Consider the following 20,094-nt stretch of genomic DNA (forward strand, 5'->3'; position numbering starts at 1 on the left):
AGGCAGTGTGCATTGGATGCCTCGGTGAAGAGGCGCTTTGATCTCGAGGTCGAAACATCGCTGGCGCAGCAGCAACAGCTGGATGCCACGGATGAGATTCCTTTCGATCACTACCTGAGCAACTATTTTTTCCAGGATGCCGCCGCCAGCAACATGCTTTCGCAGAATCTACCTCAAAACATGCCGGATCCCATGATCGAAACTGCTGCTCGATGAATTGCGTGCACTCATGCAAACAACGCAAGAACCGGGAAGGAACAGACACGCTGCAGTCCGTTCCCGGTAACCTGATGATTACTTATACTCAATGAAACTTGCCTTCATTCTCGACCAGCTGGATTCCATCAAGACTTACAAGGACTCGAGCTTTGCCATGATGCGTGAAGCGGCAGCCCGTGATTATCAGTTGTTTACCTTGCAGCAAGGCGACCTGGCATGGAGGGGCGCGCGGACCGTGGGGTTTGCGCGTGCGCTGGAATTAACCGGCAAAGCGGATGACGATGGGCACCGCTGGTATCAGGCAAAGGAGCCGGAGGAAATCCCGCTGCAGGAATTCGATGCCGTTCTGATGCGCAAGGACCCGCCATTCAACATGGAATATGTCTACACCACTTACCTGCTGGAATTGGCGGAAAGTCAGGGGGCACGTATCTTCAATAGTCCGCGGGCGATACGCGATCATAACGAAAAACTTGCTATAGCCAAATTTCCGCAATTTATCCCGCCTACCCTGGTGACCCGGCAGGAATCTCTGATTCGCAATTTTCTGGCCGAACACCGCGACATTGTGCTCAAGCCACTCGACGGGATGGGAGGAGCCAGCGTGTTTCGCATTCACGGTGCCGATCACAACATCGGCGTGATCCTGGAAACCCTTACGCACTATGGCACGCGCACAATTATGGTTCAGCGGTATATTCCCGATATCGCTCAAGGTGACAAACGCATTCTGCTGATCGCCGGGAAACCGGTGCCTTATTCGCTCGCCCGCATTCCCAAGCCAGGCGAAACACGCGGAAATCTTAATGCAGGTGGGACCGGTATTGCACAGCCACTCACGCGGCGTGATCGTGACATCGCTGAAGCGCTGGGTCCTGTACTATATGATGAAGGCTTGATGCTGGTAGGGCTGGATGTGATTGGTGATTATCTCACCGAAATAAATGTGACTAGTCCAACCGGCATGCAGGAGATCGCCAATCAGACTGACTTCAACTCCGCGAAAATGATGGTGGATGCGCTCGAAAATTGTGTAGCGGAGCGGCACACGGTTGTCGCTCCTTCCCCTGAAACAGAGCTTCTCCCATGACTCCGGCAATCGAAATCAAGCCGCGAGGAAAGATGTTACATCCTGGCGATCAGCGAATACTCCCAGCTTGAAATGGTAATGATGGCATTGCGTGTAGCGCAGATGCAAGTCCTCGATTTGCAAGTAATGCAGCAAGCCCTGGAAGAAGCGTTCGTGAAGATCATGGGCAGCACCGAAAACCTGGAATTCATAGCGGCATCCGCATGACCGGATTTGTTACCCTGCTTCATAAGGAACTGCTGCGATTCTGGAAGGTGGGGTTTCAGACCGTATTTGCGCCCGTATTGTCCTCATTGCTTTATCTGCTGATTTTCTCCCATGCGCTGTCAGAACATGCACACGCCTATCCCGGCGTAACCTATACGGTTTTCCTGATTCCCGGCCTGGTGATAATGGCCATGCTGCAAAACGCTTTTGCTAACTCCTCATCGAGCCTGATTCAGTCGAAGGTCTCAGGCAATCACGTCTTCATGCTGTTATCGCCGCTTTCTTATCAGGAAATATTCACGGCCTATGTGCTGGCGTCGGTAGTTCGTGGTCTGCTGGTCGGACTGGGTATCTACGTGGTGACACTGGGAGTTTTTGAGGTTCCCCTATACTCGTTTCCATGGGTATTCGTATTTGCCGTGATGGGCACCGCGTTGCTGGGTGCATTGGGCATTATTGCGGGCATCTGGGCGGAAAAATTTGAGCAGCTTGCCGCGTTGCAAAACTTCATTATCCTGCCGCTTACGTTTTTATCGGGCGTATTCTATACGACTCGCTCATTGCCTCCATTCTGGCAGGAATTGTCGCACCTGAATCCGTTCTTTTACGTGATTGACGGATTTCGTTATGGCTTTTTCCGCACCTCCGACATATCCCCCTACCTAAGCCTCGGGATTCTGGCGGCGTGTTTCCTGGCGATATCGTGGGGGACACTGCATATGCTGAAGAGCGGTTACAAAATCCGCCAATAACTTTGCTTGTCTGATTAAGGCCGGGTTATCCGCCTATGTCAACCAAGTATCCTGCTACCGAAGCAACACTCGATTCCATGGCGATCACACGAGTTACTTGCATTTTGCAATGCATTGGGATAAGCTTTATCACTGGTTAATTGCAAGTTAACGCGGGCATAAATATTCAGGGAGTTTTTGATGGTGATACTTTATCAGCTGGAACGCACATGGGGCATTCCGAATCTCAGTCATTTCTGCTGCAAGACGGAAACCTATCTGAGAATGGCGGATATTAAATATGCTATTAAAGCAACCCTTCCGTTGTTTGCGCCAAAGCGCAAGCTGCCATATATTGAAGACGGTGATCTCAAATTAGCGGACTCACGTTTCATCATACGACACCTCAAAACCAAATATAAGGATCTGGACGCAGGGTTAACCCCGGCAGAGTCGGCACTGTCGCTCGCGATGCAGCGCTTGCTCGAAGAGCATCTATTTTGGGCGACAATGTATTCGAGGTGGCAGTATACGGATGCAAATTGGCAAGTGAATAAAAAAGCGATTTTTGGTGTAATGCCTCCTATCATTCGAGATTTGGCGGCAGCCTATTATCGCCGGAGGATCCAGCGGCAGATTCTGGGACATGGTACAGGACGGCATAATGCCGAAGAGATCTTTGAGCTCGGTATGCAGGATATTGATGCGTTATCAGCATGCCTTGGGAACAAGAAGTATTTCCTGGGCGATCAACCGACCAGTCTGGATGCCAGTGCCTTCGGATTTTTAATCAACACCCTCGGTTGTCCGATTGAATCTCCACTCAAGGAACACGGTTTGTCAAAAGACAATCTGAGAAATTATGTTGACCGGATCAAGGCGGAATATTATCCGGAATTGCGTCAACAGCAGAGCTGACGGGCCGCCGGCGGGGATTCGCGCCATGACTTGCGTCCGGCATCAAAATATCTTCCAACGCAGAGCGTAGATTCACATTTCAGCAGCGCTCCCATTGCTTTCAAGTAATGGAGGCGCTGCTTTTTTCTAAGGGTTTCCCTTAGCATAAAACCAGGGTTTCCCCAATATACTCCTGGTGTTGACTAAGTTAGGATACATTCACTTTCATTCTATTTGGGTTCATTGCTATCATGAAAACAAAGTTAGGACATATTTTTACGGCACTATCGATGGCAGGTCTCTTGATTTCGCTGAGCCCTTCTGCTGCTGCGACTCAGCCTGTTGACACCCCTGAGATTCGCGCAGCCGCTCAGAATGCCACAACCCGGAGCGACCATGAGGCCGTGGCGAAATATTATGAAGATACCGCCAAGCAGATGCAGGTAAAGGCAGAGGAACAAAAGGAACTGCTTGAGCATTATGAGAATAAAAGTTATCTCTACGGTAGGCGAGCGCAAGATCTTCAATCGCATGCCTACGCGCAAGTGCGCGATTACGAACAAGCTATCGAAGCCAACGTTAAAGAAGCCAGCCTACATCGTCAAATAGCTTCGAAGCTCGAAGAGAATCGTGCCGCGTCCGCTTCTCAAACACTTAGCGCTGCGAATGATCTATAGTATCTCCCGGGAATCTCTCGGGTCTTAGTACTCAATCGAAAAATGCGGGTGTCGGGATAATGTACCGACACCCGCATTTTGTTTATTGATCATGGCGTCCTGTTGGAAGAACGGGTCGTACAGATCAGATCCTTGCTATCGAACACGATAGCCTCTTTTATTCCTTACAGCAGGAAGAAAATATCCAATTGCCCTCTGTTGTGGAAGCAGGCAGGGCCACGTCATGCAAATCCGCGAAAGTTGCAAGTCGTGCGATTACGATTTGCCCAACCGTTGCGGATAGAGCCCCCAAGCCGGCTGATATCCCCCACCTGAAAGGGCGTAGAGCTTGTATTCCGAGGAAGCTGAAGTGCTTGCTTGTAATGAGTCGCGCTTACGGTGAGTAATTGGCTATTCAGCAGCGATCCGGTTAAGTGTGCCCTGCAGACCGCCACCCACATATTGGGTCAAACTGTTGATCAGATGCCGATTACCTTGAAAGGGAACGCTGCCAGGCAGGCAAGTTTCGGTAGCACGTAAGCGCGTTGCATGCGCGCCACAAGATGCGGAAGGGACCCCTCCTGGTGGAGAGGCTGCCTGAATTGATTTATGCTCTTCCCCTTGATATTACTATTTCAGTTCCGCCGATTCTGACGCCATTTTTCTATGATAGATGGCTTCTTCCGTGCATGTTTTTGCGGCTTGCTCATATTTTCTGATCAAAGCGCTAGTATGCGCCTCGAGATCATGGGGCACTCTATCATATAGATAATGTTTTTCCTCATAACGCTTTAACAAGCTTTTCTGTATATCCGCTTTTGCCTGCATTTCTTTAGCCGCCTCTTCAAAATGCTTTGCCAATACGGCATGTTCGCTGGGTGCTCTTGTATCTTGTTCAGCTTTAGGGATACTTGTATTTCCCCGCGCTTCAGGAGCACTTATCTGAGCACAACCAGTCAATAAGCAGCCTGCGGCAAATAAAGCTGCGGAAAACGTTTTTATTCTTATTAATGGCATTTCCTCTCTTACCTTATAAATTTTCGATACGATTCGGGAATACAATTAAACGAGGAGGGAAAAATATAACGGAATAACAATATGTGTCAAGTTCTTATTCGTCGTCAATTCTGCGCATGGAGGAATCTCCGCGCATTCTAATTACACTGTTAATGGCCCGAATGTTTGTTCCTATATCCATATAACAATAACTATTAACCTTAATTCATGCGCTAGTAGTTATTACTCGGTATCAAAATAATTGTAACTTGAGTACTAAATTTTATCTAAAAAAGTTTGACATTTTTTATACATATGCTATGTTACATTTGTAATACCACATTATTGGTAGTGTCTTTCCGGGTAAAGGTAGTATTAAGCGGTAGCATTAAGCAAGTTAGACAAGAATTCCCGGCAAGTCTACAGTTTGGCGTACTTGAAAGCGGGAGACTTCGTTTTAGAACGTGAATTAAGATTGTGGAACTTTTCTCAAACAGATCTTTTCTAATATCTGGGGCTCTGAACATTCGCCCCCCAGTAGTAAAAGGGACTCTGATCATCCGTCCGTAGCAGGTTAACAAGGACTCTGAATATCCGTCCGTAGTAAGATAACAAGGACTCTGACCATCCGTCCGCAGCAAGGCAACAAGGACTCTGACCATCCGTCCGCAGCAAGGCAACAAGGACTCTGAACATCCGTCCGCAGCAAGGCAACCAGGACTCTGAACATCCGTCCGCAGCAAGGCAACAAGGACTCTGAACATCCGTCCGCAGCAAGGCAACAAGGACTCTGAACATCCGTCCGCAGCAAGGCAACCAGGACTCTGAACATCCGTCCGCAGCAAGGCAACAAGGACTCTGACCATCCGTCCACAGCAAGGTAACAAGGACTCTGCACATTCGTCCGCAGCAGGGTAACAAAGGACTCTGACCATCCGTCCGCAGCAAGGCAACAAGGACTCTGACCATCCGTCCAGTAGTGATTCTTAATCAAGGGGATAGGGGAAATCAAATGGTAGTGACGCTAGGCAGAAAAGTAAAAAATATCTTTACAGCTTTATCTACAGTCGGTTTATTAGCTTCATGCGCGCCAATGGCAACGTACGAAACTGGGGAAGATCCCGCTGGGGCGACAGGCATTCAGAACACTGCAACCCCAAGCGAACATAAGACCTTGGCAAAATACCATGATGATAGGGCTGATGATCTGTGGGTAAAGGCAAAAGAACAAAAACAGTTACTTGAGCATTATGAGGAAAAAAGCTATCTCTATGGTAAGCGTGCTCAGGATTTGCAAGCACATACATCGGCGTTAATACGTAATTATGAGCGAGCTGCGACAGCCAATATAAAGGAAGCAGCCGCTCACCGGCGAATTGCTTCCGAACTTGAAAAGAATAATAGCTCCGCAGCACGCCCGCAAAAGGTTAATGTTATTTATTAATGAAATTCTGCCGAAATTAAGATTGTAGGAACTCTCCCAAACAGATTGTTCCCAACATCTGGGGCTCTGATCATTTGCCCCCCAGTAGTAAAAGGGACTCTGAACATCCGTCCGTAGCAAGGTAACAAGGACTCTGAACATCCGTCCGGTAGTAAAAGGACTCTGACCATCCGTCCAGTGCAAGGACTCTGACCATTTGTCCGGTAGTAAGGACTCTGACCATCCGTCCAGAATGATTTTTAATCAATGGAATAGGAGAAATCAAAATGGCAACGACACTAGGCAAAAAGACAAAAGATACTTTTATGGCTTTATCCCTGTTTGGCTTATTGGCCGCATGCGCGCTGATGACTACAAATGTAAAGGGAGAAAATCTTGCTGGCCAAGCAGCCATTCCGAGTGCCACGACCTCAAGCGAAGGCGAACATATGATCCTGGCAAAATCCCATGAAGATAAGGCCGAGGCGCTATGGGTAAAGGCAACGGAACAAAAACAGCTACTTGAGCACTATGAGGAAAAAAGCTACCTCTATGGTAAACGTGCTCAAGACCTGCAAGCACGCACGTGGGCATTAATACGCAATTATGAGCAAGCTGTAACGGCTAATGTAGAAAAAGCCGCTGCTCACCGGCGAATTGCTTCCGAACTTGAGAAGAATGGTAATCCAGTATCACATTCACAAAAGATTGGCGGGTTCAGTAGTGATATTTAACCGAATAAATATGTCGTAGACATATAGATCCACGCAAAATTGGGGCTTTACTCGCAACAGGAAAGAAGTTTCGGAGAGATCTCTAAATGCATCCAGCACACAGGAGCAGCCAGAATGGCAAACATGGGTAAAGCCCCAATTATTACAGATTCCAAGGTAAGCAACAGCTCAACATATCTTGAGCGTAGGGAATCCAGAGAGGTTGCCGTATGCAGTCAGGTACATTTGTGTCACGACTGCAGGTATGAGAGGGCATTTCATTTTGCGGAAAATTGTCTCGTTTGGCAATTAGGAAATTATTGCGGGAAAGGTGCCAGATACGGTAGGCGTTGCAAGCTATATCAAAAGAGGGGTGTAGGAAATGGAATTCAGCAGCCCGCAACGTAGCCTGAAATGGGCTTATGAGCCCACACGACGATTTCTTCAGAGCTCAGGTTCTGGCACTTATTACCTTAATCGCCCGGAGTTCGTGAAGATGGTCTTTGGCCTTCTCTCTCTTGTTCTACGGACTAGTCGATCACAAATACCTATTGCAGGAAAGTTTGTAACCACTCACCTGCGTCTGAGTAATCTCCGCTTCAGCATATTGACCGCCCCAAGTATGCCTGTACAACTGCGTGATTTTCATCGCACGCCTTCCTCAAAGATCTTTCGCGCCAGTACTCTAACCAGGCAAATCCCGGAAAGATCATTTTAAAAATTATAAGGGGGAATTGAAATGCAAAGCCAAATAATAAAAATTCAGCTCTTGGCAAGTGTATTGATTTTCCTGCCTACTCTGGATTTAGGTAATGCCTATGCCAACAGCGAAAATCCTTATGCCAATAACGGTTACTCCTCGTTTAATAAGAGCAACTCCTCTGCTAATAGCTTATTGACGCTATTTAAAGACACCGGCATAACAGTTGGAGGGTGGTTCCAAGCTGGAGCAACTTATAACGCGAATAACCCAGGCAATGGATTTAATGGTCCCGTCAGTTTCGCTGATCGCGCCGATCGATTTCAACTGAATCAATTTAATATATTTTTGGAGCGTCCCGTGGTGGCGGAGGGCGGAACATGGGATTTTGGGGGCCGTATCGATTTCATGTTCGGTACGGATGCAATTTATTACCAGGCAGCCGGCATTCCTCCTTTCGATGTGAACAGCGGCGAACCTAATAACAGAGGTAGCTGGGACCTTAATATTTGCTGTAAATCAACTCGCACCTATGGCATAGCGCTTCCCCAGGCCTATCTGGAATTCTATGCGCCAGTTGGAAATGGCCTCAACATCAAGGCCGGCCATTTCTTTTCGCCAACTGGTTACGAAATCGGCCCAGCCCCTGATGTTTTCTTTTATACACATGCATATTCTTTGGATAATGGCCATCCGTTTACTCATATGGGTTTATTATTTGACTATAAGCTCACTAAGAGTTGGTCTTTGATTGCGGGGCCAATCACTGGCAGCGGCACGGGTGGCTGGGACGGCAATTTGACCAGAACCGCACTCACTAATTGGAACGGCATAGCAGGTATTATGTGGGTCGGTGAGGACAAGAGAAATTCATTTAATATCTTCGGCACTTTTGGTGATGTTTCTGCAAGAAGTCACGAACCTTGGACTTTGATTAGCTCGGTCCTGCAATATCGGGTCACCAATAAAACTCACTTTGTTTTGCATTATGTACACGGCTTCGTCGGCGGAGCGCTGCTGAATGGCCAGCAGAAGGATGCACAATGGATAGGTGTCAACACGCATTTATACTATGACCTTCTTGAGGATCTGACTATAGGTATCCGTGGCGAGTGGTTTCGGGATAGAGACGGTTTCCGTGTTCCCTCTCCACTTCGGGTAGCCTTTGCCACCAATAATCAAGGCGTAAGTTATGCGGGCAATTTCCCCATTACTTCCGCACCCGCCGATTATTACGAAACGACCATAGGCTTGAACTGGAAACCAGCGAAAAGATTGAAACTGGATAATTGGAAAGTAATGCGAAGTTTCAACGTGCGTCCAAATATTCGCTATGACAGGGTGGTTGGCCTTGATCAGCCATACCGGCCCTTTGATGACAAGAAGGATCAGTGGCTGTTCTCACTCGATTTCATGGCATCGTTCTGAACTGATCAGGCAGTAGTAGCCTATCAATTATTTCTGGCGCGTGGTACTCGCCCGTTATGAATCGCATAATGGTTTTCCTCAAATCCCAATGCCATTTGGCGATGAGAAGTAGCCTGTTTCATATTTGAGCGCGCAGTTTGCTCATATTTACGTATCAACGCCGCGGTCTGCGATTTCAAATTATGAGACTGCCAGCCATACAAATGCTCGCTCTCATATTGCTCAAGCAATTTTTTTTGTTCACTGACCTTTGCTTCCATTTCTCTGGCGGTCTCTTCAAAATGCTTCGCTAAAGCACTATGGTCACTGCGAGTTTTAGCGTTCTTAGTGGTAGTACGCATATTTGTATTCTGGATAGCTTCATGGGAAGTCATTGGAGCGCACGACGCTAACAAACCTATGGTAATTATAGCGATGAAGAATCTTTCTGCGTTCATGGATATCCCCAGAGTCTTACGTGCGAAGCGACAATATTTATTATGTTCATCTAGAAATATTTTGTCAATTTTTACTCACAATAACTTCACATAAAAACGACAATTCATACTGGCATATCCGTAAAAAATTATATTTCGTATCAGGAAACTCGGAAAATATAAGTGATTCATCAATATATGCGGCTTAAATTATGAGGCTCCCAAGCCATTCCGCGGTTCTTTCTCGTATTGTTCAAGCTTGTTTACCCCTGAAACATGTCGAATATGACCGCTGCTCCAGAGGCTCCGGTACCTGTTGATCGTACAGCAATGTCAGTTATTTTCCACGCGGGGTACTTCTCCAAAAGCAGAGTCAGTCTGTAAACCACCATGGCTCGCGTAATTGTGTTTAACTTTCTGCGCCATCTGGCGATGAGAAGCGGCTTCTTTCATATTTGATCGTGCGGCTTGTTCATACTTGCGTATCAAAGCCAGGGCATTCGATTTCAAATTGTGAAGTTGCCAGCCATACAGATGTCCATTCTCATACTGCTCAAGCAATTCTTTTTGTTCATTCGCTTTTATCTGCATTTCCCTGGCAGCATCTTCAAAATGCTTTGCCAAGACATTATGTTCGCTTTGGGCTGTAGCATTCCGAATAGTCGCATCGCCAACCATGTTTTCTCCCCTTACGCTTGTACTCATCAGCGTACATGCAGCCAATAAGCCAAATAGGGATAAAGCCGTAACGATATCTTTTATCTTTTTGCCTAGTGTCGTTGCCATTTTGATTTCTCCTGTTCCATTGATTAAAAATCATTCTGGACGGATGGTCAGAGTCCTTGCTACCGGACGAATGGTCAGAGTCCTTACACTGGACAGTAGTCAGAGTCCTTGCTACCCTACTACGGACGGGATATTCAGAGTCCTTAATATCTTACTGCGGACGTGGCATTCAGAGTCCTTGCTACCTTGCTACGGACGGGATATTCAGAGTCCTTGCTATCTGCTACGGACGAATGGTCAGAGTCGTTTATACCTACAGCAATCTAGGTAATGAAATAATGCCAGCCCTGAAATCCTTTGTCAAGACTCTTATCATAATTATTTCACAGAAAAACGACAATTCATATCATCAGCATTAACGAGAAAAATTACATCTAATAGATCATTTTCACCAGCCTTGGAAACATCGCATTTCCTTCCATTTGAGATTCCAGCAGTTACCGCGTCAATTACATTTTTGGAATTGGCCACCATGAATTGCTTAATTGTGCTCCTGAAGCCCCGAGGCCATTTGGCGATGAGAAAGAGCTTCTTCCATATTTGATCGCGCGGCTTGCTCATATTTACGTATTAGAGCCAAGGTACGCGATTTCAAATTGTGGGACTGCCAGCCATACAGGCGTACTTTCTCATACTGCTCCAACAGTTCCTTTTGTTCTTCTACTTTCACCTGCATCTGCGCAGCGATATCTTCATAATACTTTGCCATGGCTTCATGGTCGCCCCGCATGGTAGCATTCTGGGTGGCCGCACGATCCGGAGTGTCGACATGATGAGCCGCCGTCGCCACTGGACTTGCCAAAATCAGGATGCCCATTACGGATAACGCTGCCAAAACATTTTCTAATTTTGTTTTCATGATAGTAATGAACCCAAATAGAATGAAAGTAGTTTCATCCTAGCTCAGTCAACACGACGAGTATATTGGGGAAACCTTGATTTTATGCTAAGCAAAACCCTTAGTAAGAAACGCAACGAAAAGGAAATTCAACGGGCTCGGGTCCACCAGAATCCTGACGGCTGAAGCAATTGGGAGAAAAATAGCAAACCCGAAGGGCTGGTTGCGGAAATTAAGCTTGGGCAAGACCAAGCCGAATATGTTCGAAGGTTTTTCGTTGCTCTTTAGCGAAGTTGCCTATTCACTGCATCAATAAACTTTCTTGAATCAGATACGTTGCCAAAAACACCGCCTTCCATCTTGATAGATTTTATGGCGGCTTCGTAGTTGCCTCGGTCAGTAGCTCCGGTACAATCCTTAAGTAGCATACACCAATAACCGTAATCATTAGCTTCGCGCATAATGGTATGCACACAAACATCGGTGGTAACACCTGCAAAGATAATATGCGTTATGCTTAGGTTTTTTAAGTACATGTGCAAATTGCTGCTGCCAAAAGCACCTTTGCCCGCTTTATCCAGAACATATTCGCCTTCGACGGGATAAACATCCGGATGAATATCCCAGTTCTTCTGACCTCGAACCAGCAACCTGCCCAACCCGCCCTCCGGAACCTCACCGATACCGACGCCGTTGCCGATAATCTTACTGCGCAACACTTTGTTGAAAGGTGCATCGGAAAGGTCCGGTTCATGCCCTTCACGGGTATGTATGACCTTTATATCGGTTCCGCGTATTGCTTCAAGACAGTTCCTGACAGGCATAAGAGCTGACGCAGTGAGGGATAAATCATAACCCATGGCATCGACATACCCATGCCTGCCGCAAAAATCTACTTGCATATCAACGGAAAGAAACGCAGTGCGTGCGCTGTCCATTTCAACCCATGCAATGTCCCCAAACCGGGGGCAGTCCTCGACTTCAAGTTTTAAAAGTGTGCCGATCGGCTCCCCAAATTGCCAAGTTGGAAATTCAAACGTTTTGGTCTCCTTAAAACGCTCAGCGGCAATCTCCGCCCTTGCCAATAGGCGATCGCGAGCTAAATTATAGAAGCCTTTATATTCTTGTAAATTATCAACGCCCAGTCCCTCATCGACCAATTTTCGTACGCCGCGGCCCATTTCAGGTTTCCTTCTTTCTATGAGTAAATAGTTTTACTTAAACCTAAATCCAGCAGTTGGACAGGGTGGAGTGTGCGGCTTTCCTAAGGAGTTGCAACGCCGGCATGCGCCGTAAAAACCGTGCAATCTACCCTGTAGCGAACTCGCCAAAAAGGTGAAGGTCAAGTAATGCAAACAGTCTTTGTGGATCATGGTGTCAAGCTAAAAAGCGAGTGGTCAACTGCCGGATTTAGGTTAAATAATAATTTTGTCCAGGTAATGCTCGGTGCCTACTTCCGGTCACGGAATCTTCCCAGCGTGGTGCGTCGCCGGCTCATCCAACCGGTGGCCGGCTTGCAAATTATTTCACCGGCAATAGCCGCCAGCAGTAATTCGGCTGCGCGCTAAACCTCACCCTGAATGATGAGTAGTACTTGCCCAGCCGCCACATGCCCACCTTCCTTGCTGAATAGCTGCCGTACGATGCCGCTGACGGGCGCATCCACCGCAAATTCCATTTTCATCGACTCGATCACCAGAACCGGTTGTCCCACGTTGATGCGATCTCCTTCCTTTGCCAGCAGTTTCCATACCGTGCCGGTCACATGCGCACTCACGGCCTGTGCGCCATCCGGCAAATCCAGTTCGCTCTGCGCATCCGCCTCGTCCAGCGTAATCTCGCTGACATATTCCACTTTTCCCTCCGCCGTCCAGCGGTCGCGCTCGGCTTCAAATGCGGCCTGCTGCTTAGCTTTAAATGCACTGATCGACGCAGCGTTCTGTTGCAGGAACGTGTTGTATTGCTTCAGACTGAATGTGGTTTCTTCCATGCGCAGCTTGAAGTGTCCGGTGATGAAATCCTTGCGTAATTTGAGGAGTTCACTTTCACTTACCGGATAAAACCGGATTTGATCGAAGAAGCGCAGCAACCAAGGTTTACCGTCCTTGAAATCAGCTGTCTGGCGATAGCGATTCCACATCTGTACCGTGCGACCGACAAATTGATAACCACCGGGGCCTTCCATCCCATATACGCATAGGTAGGCACCACCGATCCCCACCGCGTTCTCGGGAGTCCAGGTGCGCGCGGGATTGTATTTCGTGGTAACCAGGCGATGACGGGGGTCAACGGGGGTCGCCACCGGTGCGCCCAAATACACATCCCCCAGCCCCATTACCAGATAGCTCGCCTCGAACAGGATGCGCTGTACCTCCTCTATACTGTTCAGCCCATTGATCCGGCGGATAAACTCAATATTGCTCGGGCACCATGGCGCATCGCTGCGCACCGACTGCATGTATTTCTCGATCGCCAGTTGCGTTGCTATATCGTTCCATGACAAAGGTATATGAACAATGCGAGTCGGCACCTCTAAGTACTCAATGGGTGGCAATTCCTTTTCGGCAGCAATGAGACTATTCAACAGTTTGCTGCGAGACAACACACGCGAATCAAAATGAACTTGCAGTGAGCGAATGCCAGGCGTCAGATCGATAATGCCCTTGAAGCGGCCCGCATCGAGCGCTCCTTGTACCCACTCCATCAGCGCGTGCGCGCGGAAGCGCAGATTGAGATTGAGTTCCGGCGGTCCATATTCGACCAGTAGGTTCTTGTCGCCGGACTGCCGATACTCCACCTGCACTTGTCCTTGACTTTCCGGAATGCAATGCAGTACAGGGCCATCCATTGTGCCGCTTGCCTTGGGCAATGCGGGAATAATTTTTGGTAGCCGAAGATGCTGGATAGTCGCATCCTGCAGTTTCTCCAGCGCAAGGGCCTGCGCCGCTGACATCCGGCAGAAGCGCACACTATCGCCGGGCTTGAGCTGTCCCATCTTCCACAATTCGGCATGAATAATGGTGACCGGACAGACGAACCCCCCCAGGCTGGGACCATCCGGGCCAAGTATCACTGGCATGTCGCCGGTAAAATCCACCGTACCAATAGCGTAGGCATTGTCATGGATGTTGGAGGGATGTAGCCCCGCTTCACCACCATCGCTTCGTGCCCATTGTGGTTTTGGTCCGATCAGGCGCACACCGCTACGGCTTGAGTTGTAGTGCACTTTCCAGTCAACAGCAAAAAAAACCCGAATATCCTCATCGGTAAAAAAATCTGGCGCTCCATGTGGACCGTACAGCACGCCAATGTCCCACTTGTTGTGGTAATGCGGTATTAACGCCTCCGGCAGCACGCGGTGGGTACGGGTATCCGCCGCTACGATATGCAGCACATCGCCGGTGAGCAGAGTGCGTCCGGCGTGCCCACCGAAATGTCCTAGTGTAAAGGTAGATTTGCTACCCAGGTAATCAGGTACCTGGAAGCCCCCTTGAACCGCCAGGTAGGCACGGCAACCGTTCTCTTTGAGCTTTCCAAATTGCAGCAGTGTGCCGGCTTTGATCGAATGTGATCGCCATTGCGCCATGGGCTCACCATCTAGACGCACTTCCATGGGGGCACCACACACCGCGATTAAGCTGTCGCAGTTGAAGCGCAGTGTTGGGCCAGCCAGAGTGATCTCAAGCCCGGCCTTATCGTCGGCATTATTAACCAAACGGTTGGCCAGGCGGAATGCCAATCCATCCATCGGTCCGGACGGTGGTACACCAATATTCCAGTATCCGATCCGGCCGGGATAATCCTGCACCGTGGTTTGTACACCCGGGCTCAGCACGTCGACGGTCTGTGCAATATAATGAAAACCATTCAAAAAGTTCGTCGCATACCGTCCGCTGCGAAATGCCGTACCGTGCAGAATCTGTTTAAGATAATCCAGATTGGTTTCGATACCATGTAGCGCGGTGCCCTCCAAAGCAGCCAGCATCTTGGCGATAGCCTGATCACGGTTTGCTGCATGCACGATAATTTTTGCCAGCATCGGATCATAGAATGGGGACACCTCGACACCACGTTCCACCCAGGTTTCAACGCGCGCAACATGCGGAAGCTCAGGCGGAAATTCAGCTGCCGTAAGCGTGCCACAGGAAGGCTGAAATTCTTTGGCTGGGTTTTCGGCATACACGCGCACCTGAATAGACGCTCCCTGGGGCTTGATGTCGAATGAATCCAGCGATGGCAAATCTCCTGCAGCTTGTCGTACCATCCATTCCACCAGGTCGATCCCGGTGACTTCTTCGGTCACACCATGCTCCACTTGCAGGCGCGTATTGACCTCAAGGAAATAGAACTCACCGCCGGATGCATCAAAAATATACTCGACTGTACCGGCAGACTGATAGTTGACTGCCTTGCCCAGCCGTACGGCAGCATCCAGCAGAGCTTGACGCAGGCGGGGAGTAAGATCAGGCGCAGGGGTTTCCTCAATCACTTTCTGGTTACGCCGTTGCATCGAACAGTCGCGTTCACCTAGCGCAACCACCCCGCCTTTTCCGTCGCCGAAAATCTGCACCTCAATGTGGCGCGCATTCTCGACATATTTCTCCAGAAACAGGCCGGCATCCTTGAAATTATTCTGCGCCAGGTATTTCACCGATTCGTAAGCGCCGCTTAACTCATCGCTGTTCCAGCACAAGCGCATGCCAATGCCGCCGCCGCCCGCAGTGCTTTTCAGCATAACCGGATAACCGATATGGATGGCCTGACCCAGCGCATCACCCATATCTTTCAGCAAGTCGGTTCCCGGTAGCAGCGGCATCTGATTCTGCAAAGCCAGTTCTCGTGCGGTATGTTTCAGTCCAAAAGCACGCATCTGTAGTGGCGTAGGTCCGATGAAACAAATACCATGTGCAGCGCATTCCTCGGCGAAATCCGCATTCTCACTGAGAAAACCATAACCCGGATGAATGGCTTTCACACCAGCATGCCTGGCCGCTTCGAGAATTTTGTCGGTACACAAATAACTTTCCACGGCGACTCCGCTGCCTATGCAATACGCTTCGTCAGCATCCAGCACATGCCGCGACAGCGCATCGGCATCCGTGTAGACCACCACGCTTTTCACTCCAATGCGGCGTAACGTACGAATAATACGGTGGGCAATGGCCCCGCGATTGGCAATCAATACTTTCTCAAACATGATCTATTCCCTATTTTGACTGGCTGCAGGACGAATCTTATGTCATATCATTTAAAATATCCTAACGACGAGGCTACCCAGCATAGAATTGCAGGCCTGCATGATCGTTTAGTTACGGGCAGTTCGGAATTAACATGATTATGTATTATGTTCTTAATTCTCGATACTTGATCAACGTAGAAGCCAAATACATAACTTGTCATTTTCCAAACCAATATACTCATAAATAATCTGATGGACCGATGATCCTTGCCCATGTTAAACCACTTATAGAAGTCATCGTGCGCCAGCAATTTTGTCTCCTGATCAAGAAATCTCCTAATCACTTGTAGTAAAAAACTGAATCGTCACGTCACAATCGACTACCCAGGAACGGTTCAAAAAACAAGCAAGCTGCTTTTAAGATGAAAGCAAAATCCGCCCCGATACCTGCCCTGACCACGTTTGAACTTTGGAGCCCATTCCTAATATTGGACGGCACTTAGCTCAAAGGATGAGGATTTTGCTGACTCTCACTGCCCCGCAGCACACGGTGATTCTTCCGGGCATTGTTGCATTATATTTAATCTGTTGTTCAGAATATCAGATAAAAAAATTGACAACAATAGGAAAATGCCGGACAATTTAATCGTCCTCAAACTGAATTGGCAGCTTCGCGTTTAATTATAGTGCGGATGAATTGGCAACTTTATTAAACGAATTTAACTAAACTATATATTAATAAAGGAAAGTTATGAATCAGCTTATCTCTGGCATGGCTGCCAATTTCGACACTGTCAGTCCAATGGAAAAGCACCCCCGCGGTGCGGCAGATAACCTTACCGGTGCAGATGACGGATCGCCGTCTTGGGACGTTGCGCGAATCGAGGCGTTGCTGGATCTGCCATTTAATGACTTGATCCATCATGCACAATCAGTTCACCGCCAGCATCACGATGCCAACACGGTGCAGTTGTCCACATTGATTTCCGTCAAGACCGGCGGGTGTCCGGAGGATTGTGGCTACTGTCCCCAGGCAGCGCGCTATCACACGAATGTGGAGAATCAAGGCATGCTGTCGCTTGAGGAAGTGGTTGCTACGGCAGCAGCGGCAAAGGCGCAAGGCGCTTCCCGTTTCTGTATGGGGGCGGCGTGGCGCGGACCCAAGCAGCGAGACATCGAAAAGATGACAGAGATGGTAAGCGCCGTAAAAGCATTGGGACTTGAAACCTGCACTACATTAGGCATGCTAAAGCCGGGGCAAGCGGAGCAGCTTAAACAAGCCGGACTCGATTATTACAACCATAATCTTGACACGGCGCCGGAATTTTACGGCGAAATCATTACTACCCGCAATTACCAGGATCGCCTGAATACTTTGGAAAAGGTTCGCGGCGCAGGTATAAACGTCTGTTGTGGCGGTATCGTGGGAATGGGGGAATCACGTCATGCCCGTGCCGGCCTGATCGCGCAACTGGCAAATCTCGATCCTTATCCCGAATCCGTTCCCATCAACCATCTGGTCCAGGTCGAAGGTACACCGCTGCATGGTACAGCGGCCCTCGATCCGCTGGAATTCGTGCGCACCATCGCAGCAGCACGCATTACCATGCCGAAGGCAATGGTAAGGCTGTCGGCGGGCAGGCAGGAAATGTCGGATGCGGTGCAGGCATTGTGTTTTCTTGCTGGTGCCAACTCGATTTTCTACGGTGACAAGTTGCTTACCACCGGCAATCCGGAAGCTGAGCGGGACAAGGCATTGCTTGAGAAGCTGGGACTCCGCGCGATGTAGCACACTACCCCTCTGCCCGCACCAACTTGCGTGCCTACCTGGTGCGCATAGGTTCCCGGTGCATAGCCGACTGGACTGGTTAACCGGAAATGCCTAACGATCTCACGGAGCAATTACGCGAAGAACTCCTCAGCCGTGAAAAGAGGAAGCTCTACCGTCGCCGTCTGACTCTGGAGTGCCCCCAGCAAACACACGTCTCCATAGCGGGATGTGAATACCTCGCATTTTGCAGCAACGATTATCTCGGTCTTGCCAACCATCCTCAACTGATTGAGGCGGTCTGCGAGGGCGCCCGGAAGTATGGAGTGGGGGCGGGCGCTTCGCATCTTATCAGCGGGCACTCGTCAGCACACCATGCGCTGGAGGAAGCGTTGGCGCGCTTCACGGGCTTCCCTCAGACATTGCTGTTCTCCACTGGCTATATGGCCAATGCCGGGATGGTTACCGCGCTGGCAGGCCGTGGCGACGCCATATTCGCCGACAAGCTCAATCACGCTTCACTCAATGATGCCGCAATGGTTTCCAACGCGAAGTTTATCCGGTATCCGCATCTCGATCTGTCGGTACTGGAACGGCAACTCGCCATGTCGCAGGCAACACGTAAATTGGTGATAACCGATGCGGTATTTAGTATGGATGGGGATGTCGCGCCGGTTGCCGCCTTGCTGGCATTGTGCGAAAAATACGATGCATGGCTAATGCTCGACGATGCGCACGGTTTTGGTGTACTGGGTTTGCGGGGGCGGGGAACAGTCTCTCAGTTCGCTGTTGATTCCCGGCGCATCATATATATGGCAACGCTAGGCAAAGCAGCCGGCGTATTCGGCGCTTTCGTTGCTGCGGAACACGAAATTATTGAGACACTGGTTCAGCATGCACGGAGTTATATTTATACGACTGCAACGCCGCCGATGCTGTCCCATGCCTTGCTGAAAAGCCTGGAATTGATCGAAGGAGAGGAATGGCGGCGTGAGAAACTGAGACAACTTATCGCGCAGCTGAAAAATGAAATGAGATCGCTGCGCTGGCAGCTACTGCCGTCCGTCACGCCTATCCAGGCCTTGATTATTGGGGAAAATGACAAGGCATTGGAGATCAGCGCGACGTTACGCGAAAAAGGCATCCTTGTTCCGGCGATTCGCCCGCCCACGGTAGCGCCAGGCACGGCACGGCTGCGGATTTCATTGTCCGCGTCGCATGATATGGCGGATATTGTCCGGTTGGGTACGGTGTTAAGAGAGCTGGATAACAACTCTGTCAGCCGATGAGTCTTTATGTTGAAGTTACCGGTACGGGGCCTGATCTTGTTCTGCTGCATGGCTGGGCCATGCACGGCGGCATATGGAACGACGTACGCACACGGTTGGAAAAGCATTTCCGCTTGCACCTGGTGGATCTGCCGGGGCACGGATTCAGTCCAGCCTGTAAGCCCGGTACGCTGGAACGTGTTGTCGAAATGGTTGCGGATATCTTGCCCGCGAGTTGTATTGTTTGTGGGTGGTCGCTGGGAGGCCAGGTGGCCATTGAGCTTGCATTGCGTGAACCGCAGCGTGTTAAGAAACTTGCCTTGATTTCAACAACCCCCTGCTTTGTCAAGCGGGAAGATTGGCAATGGGGAATGGAGGCCGCAACTTTGCAACTATTCATGCAAAATTTAAAGCGGGATTATGCCGCGACCCTTAGCAGGTTTCTCACGTTGCAGGTGAGCGGCAGTGATGACACCACAGCAGTGCTGACACAATTGCGTGTCAGTGTTTTGCAGCGTGATCAACCGGACGGAGCTGCGTTGCAAATGGGGTTGAAAATTCTGCTTATGAGTGACTTGCGGAAAAAAATTAGAAATATTATGCAACCGGCCGTACTGATGCATGGCGAGAATGATGTGATTATCCACCCTGATGCGGCGAAATGGATGAATCAACAACTTGGAAATTCAGAGCTGGTTATGCTGCCCGGTTGCGGTCATGCGCCATTCCTGGCCTATCCCGATCAGTTTATAACCGGCATGACCAGGCTTCTCTCATAA

The 20,094-nt window shown here is 49.2% G+C and carries 19 protein-coding genes; 13 read left to right on the plus strand and 6 right to left on the minus strand.

Features of this window, described 5'->3' with window-relative positions; all coding sequences use genetic code 11:
• The 6 genes from BLO43_RS15295 to BLO43_RS15315 all read left to right on the plus strand — a co-directional run.
• Positions 1-216, plus strand: a 216-nt coding sequence (locus tag BLO43_RS15295) for a hypothetical protein (RefSeq protein ID WP_217628090.1), incomplete at its 5' end; no start/stop codon positions are given.
• Positions 217-307: 91 nt separating this feature from the next.
• Positions 308-1,309 carry a glutathione synthase gene (gene gshB / locus BLO43_RS15300; RefSeq protein WP_090907812.1) on the plus strand — a complete coding sequence of 334 codons (1,002 nt, stop codon included), beginning with the start codon at positions 308-310 and terminating at the stop codon, positions 1,307-1,309.
• A 78-nt stretch (positions 1,310-1,387) separates the two neighbouring features.
• Positions 1,388-1,516: a hypothetical protein gene (locus BLO43_RS17195; RefSeq protein ID WP_302847707.1), complete on the plus strand. Its 129-nt coding sequence runs from the start codon at positions 1,388-1,390 to the stop codon at positions 1,514-1,516.
• The gene (locus BLO43_RS15305; RefSeq protein ID WP_090907813.1) at positions 1,513-2,268 is read left to right on the plus strand and encodes an ABC transporter permease; all 756 of its coding nucleotides are present in this window, start codon (positions 1,513-1,515) and stop codon (positions 2,266-2,268) included. The genes BLO43_RS17195 and BLO43_RS15305 overlap by 4 nt, the downstream gene beginning before the upstream one ends.
• A 180-nt stretch (positions 2,269-2,448) precedes the next feature.
• The gene (locus BLO43_RS15310) at positions 2,449-3,165 is read left to right on the plus strand and encodes a glutathione S-transferase family protein (RefSeq protein ID WP_090907814.1); all 717 of its coding nucleotides are present in this window, start codon (positions 2,449-2,451) and stop codon (positions 3,163-3,165) included.
• A 230-nt stretch (positions 3,166-3,395) separates the two neighbouring features.
• Positions 3,396-3,821 carry a hypothetical protein gene (locus tag BLO43_RS15315; RefSeq protein WP_175443996.1) on the plus strand — a complete coding sequence of 142 codons (426 nt, stop codon included), beginning with the start codon at positions 3,396-3,398 and terminating at the stop codon, positions 3,819-3,821.
• 609 nt (positions 3,822-4,430) lie between these two features.
• Here BLO43_RS15315 and BLO43_RS15320 read toward each other — a convergent pair.
• The gene (locus tag BLO43_RS15320; protein WP_254773508.1) at positions 4,431-4,817 is read right to left on the minus strand and encodes a hypothetical protein; all 387 of its coding nucleotides are present in this window, start codon (positions 4,815-4,817) and stop codon (positions 4,431-4,433) included.
• Positions 4,818-5,808: 991 nt separating this feature from the next.
• Between BLO43_RS15320 and BLO43_RS15325 the strand changes: the two genes are divergently transcribed.
• The 3 genes from BLO43_RS15325 to BLO43_RS15335 all read left to right on the plus strand — a co-directional run bounded on the left by BLO43_RS15325 (position 5,809) and on the right by BLO43_RS15335 (position 9,060).
• On the plus strand, positions 5,809-6,240 hold the full coding sequence (locus BLO43_RS15325) for a hypothetical protein (RefSeq protein WP_090907816.1): 432 nt from the start codon (positions 5,809-5,811) through the stop codon (positions 6,238-6,240).
• A 266-nt stretch (positions 6,241-6,506) separates the two neighbouring features.
• Positions 6,507-6,953: a hypothetical protein gene (locus BLO43_RS15330; RefSeq protein ID WP_090907817.1), complete on the plus strand. Its 447-nt coding sequence runs from the start codon at positions 6,507-6,509 to the stop codon at positions 6,951-6,953.
• A gap of 718 nt (positions 6,954-7,671) precedes the next feature.
• Positions 7,672-9,060, plus strand: a complete 1,389-nt coding sequence (locus tag BLO43_RS15335) for a porin (RefSeq protein WP_090907818.1) — start codon at positions 7,672-7,674, stop codon at positions 9,058-9,060.
• Between the two features lie 23 nt (positions 9,061-9,083).
• Here the strand turns inward: BLO43_RS15335 and BLO43_RS15340 are convergent, their stop codons facing one another.
• From BLO43_RS15340 to BLO43_RS15355, 4 genes are all read right to left on the minus strand, one after another.
• Complete coding sequence (locus BLO43_RS15340) at positions 9,084-9,497, minus strand: hypothetical protein (RefSeq protein WP_090907819.1); 414 nt, start codon at positions 9,495-9,497, stop codon at positions 9,084-9,086.
• Between the two features lie 312 nt (positions 9,498-9,809).
• Positions 9,810-10,262, minus strand: coding sequence for a hypothetical protein (locus BLO43_RS15345; RefSeq protein ID WP_090907820.1), 453 nt, complete (start codon positions 10,260-10,262; stop codon positions 9,810-9,812).
• Positions 10,263-10,743: 481 nt separating this feature from the next.
• Positions 10,744-11,121 carry a hypothetical protein gene (locus BLO43_RS15350; RefSeq protein WP_090907821.1) on the minus strand — a complete coding sequence of 126 codons (378 nt, stop codon included), beginning with the start codon at positions 11,119-11,121 and terminating at the stop codon, positions 10,744-10,746.
• 263 nt (positions 11,122-11,384) lie between these two features.
• A complete protein-coding gene (locus BLO43_RS15355) occupies positions 11,385-12,281 on the minus strand; it encodes a cysteine hydrolase family protein (RefSeq protein WP_217628091.1) in 897 nt (298 codons plus the stop codon).
• A gap of 168 nt (positions 12,282-12,449) precedes the next feature.
• On the opposite strand from BLO43_RS15355, the gene BLO43_RS16575 reads away from it, so the two are divergent.
• On the plus strand, positions 12,450-12,668 hold the full coding sequence (locus BLO43_RS16575; protein ID WP_139149306.1) for a hypothetical protein: 219 nt from the start codon (positions 12,450-12,452) through the stop codon (positions 12,666-12,668).
• Here BLO43_RS16575 and uca read toward each other — a convergent pair.
• Positions 12,665-16,297: an urea carboxylase gene (gene uca, locus BLO43_RS15360; RefSeq protein ID WP_090907823.1), complete on the minus strand. Its 3,633-nt coding sequence runs from the start codon at positions 16,295-16,297 to the stop codon at positions 12,665-12,667. The two genes, BLO43_RS16575 and uca, sit on opposite strands and share 4 nt — an antisense overlap.
• A gap of 733 nt (positions 16,298-17,030) precedes the next feature.
• On the opposite strand from uca, the gene bioB reads away from it, so the two are divergent.
• From bioB to bioH, 3 genes are all read left to right on the plus strand, one after another.
• A complete protein-coding gene (bioB, locus tag BLO43_RS15365) occupies positions 17,031-18,068 on the plus strand; it encodes a biotin synthase BioB (RefSeq protein ID WP_090907825.1) in 1,038 nt (345 codons plus the stop codon).
• Between the two features lie 89 nt (positions 18,069-18,157).
• Positions 18,158-19,336: an 8-amino-7-oxononanoate synthase gene (bioF, locus tag BLO43_RS15370; protein ID WP_090907827.1), complete on the plus strand. Its 1,179-nt coding sequence runs from the start codon at positions 18,158-18,160 to the stop codon at positions 19,334-19,336.
• Positions 19,333-20,094 carry a pimeloyl-ACP methyl ester esterase BioH gene (gene bioH, locus BLO43_RS15375; RefSeq protein WP_090907828.1) on the plus strand — a complete coding sequence of 254 codons (762 nt, stop codon included), beginning with the start codon at positions 19,333-19,335 and terminating at the stop codon, positions 20,092-20,094. The genes bioF and bioH overlap by 4 nt, the downstream gene beginning before the upstream one ends.

Source organism: Nitrosospira sp. Nsp13 (assembly GCF_900101945.1).
Taxonomy (GTDB): domain Bacteria; phylum Pseudomonadota; class Gammaproteobacteria; order Burkholderiales; family Nitrosomonadaceae; genus Nitrosospira; species Nitrosospira multiformis_D.

Bases quoted from the DNA above. Each gene is read 5' to 3' on its own strand.
- gshB (WP_090907812.1), top strand. From the start codon at position 308: ATGAAACTTGCCTTCATTCTCGACCAGCTGGATTCCATCAAGACTTAC.
- BLO43_RS17195 (WP_302847707.1), top strand. From the start codon at position 1,388: ATGATGGCATTGCGTGTAGCGCAGATGCAAGTCCTCGATTTGCAAGTA.
- BLO43_RS15305 (WP_090907813.1), top strand. From the start codon at position 1,513: ATGACCGGATTTGTTACCCTGCTTCATAAGGAACTGCTGCGATTCTGG.
- BLO43_RS15310 (WP_090907814.1), top strand. From the start codon at position 2,449: ATGGTGATACTTTATCAGCTGGAACGCACATGGGGCATTCCGAATCTC.
- BLO43_RS15315 (WP_175443996.1), top strand. From the start codon at position 3,396: ATGAAAACAAAGTTAGGACATATTTTTACGGCACTATCGATGGCAGGT.
- BLO43_RS15320 (WP_254773508.1), bottom strand. From the start codon at position 4,817: ATGCCATTAATAAGAATAAAAACGTTTTCCGCAGCTTTATTTGCCGCA.
- BLO43_RS15325 (WP_090907816.1), top strand. From the start codon at position 5,809: ATGGTAGTGACGCTAGGCAGAAAAGTAAAAAATATCTTTACAGCTTTA.
- BLO43_RS15330 (WP_090907817.1), top strand. From the start codon at position 6,507: ATGGCAACGACACTAGGCAAAAAGACAAAAGATACTTTTATGGCTTTA.
- BLO43_RS15335 (WP_090907818.1), top strand. From the start codon at position 7,672: ATGCAAAGCCAAATAATAAAAATTCAGCTCTTGGCAAGTGTATTGATT.
- BLO43_RS15340 (WP_090907819.1), bottom strand. From the start codon at position 9,497: ATGAACGCAGAAAGATTCTTCATCGCTATAATTACCATAGGTTTGTTA.
- BLO43_RS15345 (WP_090907820.1), bottom strand. From the start codon at position 10,262: ATGGCAACGACACTAGGCAAAAAGATAAAAGATATCGTTACGGCTTTA.
- BLO43_RS15350 (WP_090907821.1), bottom strand. From the start codon at position 11,121: ATGAAAACAAAATTAGAAAATGTTTTGGCAGCGTTATCCGTAATGGGC.
- BLO43_RS15355 (WP_217628091.1), bottom strand. From the start codon at position 12,281: ATGGGCCGCGGCGTACGAAAATTGGTCGATGAGGGACTGGGCGTTGAT.
- BLO43_RS16575 (WP_139149306.1), top strand. From the start codon at position 12,450: ATGCAAACAGTCTTTGTGGATCATGGTGTCAAGCTAAAAAGCGAGTGG.
- uca (WP_090907823.1), bottom strand. From the start codon at position 16,297: ATGTTTGAGAAAGTATTGATTGCCAATCGCGGGGCCATTGCCCACCGT.
- bioB (WP_090907825.1), top strand. From the start codon at position 17,031: ATGAATCAGCTTATCTCTGGCATGGCTGCCAATTTCGACACTGTCAGT.
- bioF (WP_090907827.1), top strand. From the start codon at position 18,158: ATGCCTAACGATCTCACGGAGCAATTACGCGAAGAACTCCTCAGCCGT.
- bioH (WP_090907828.1), top strand. From the start codon at position 19,333: ATGAGTCTTTATGTTGAAGTTACCGGTACGGGGCCTGATCTTGTTCTG.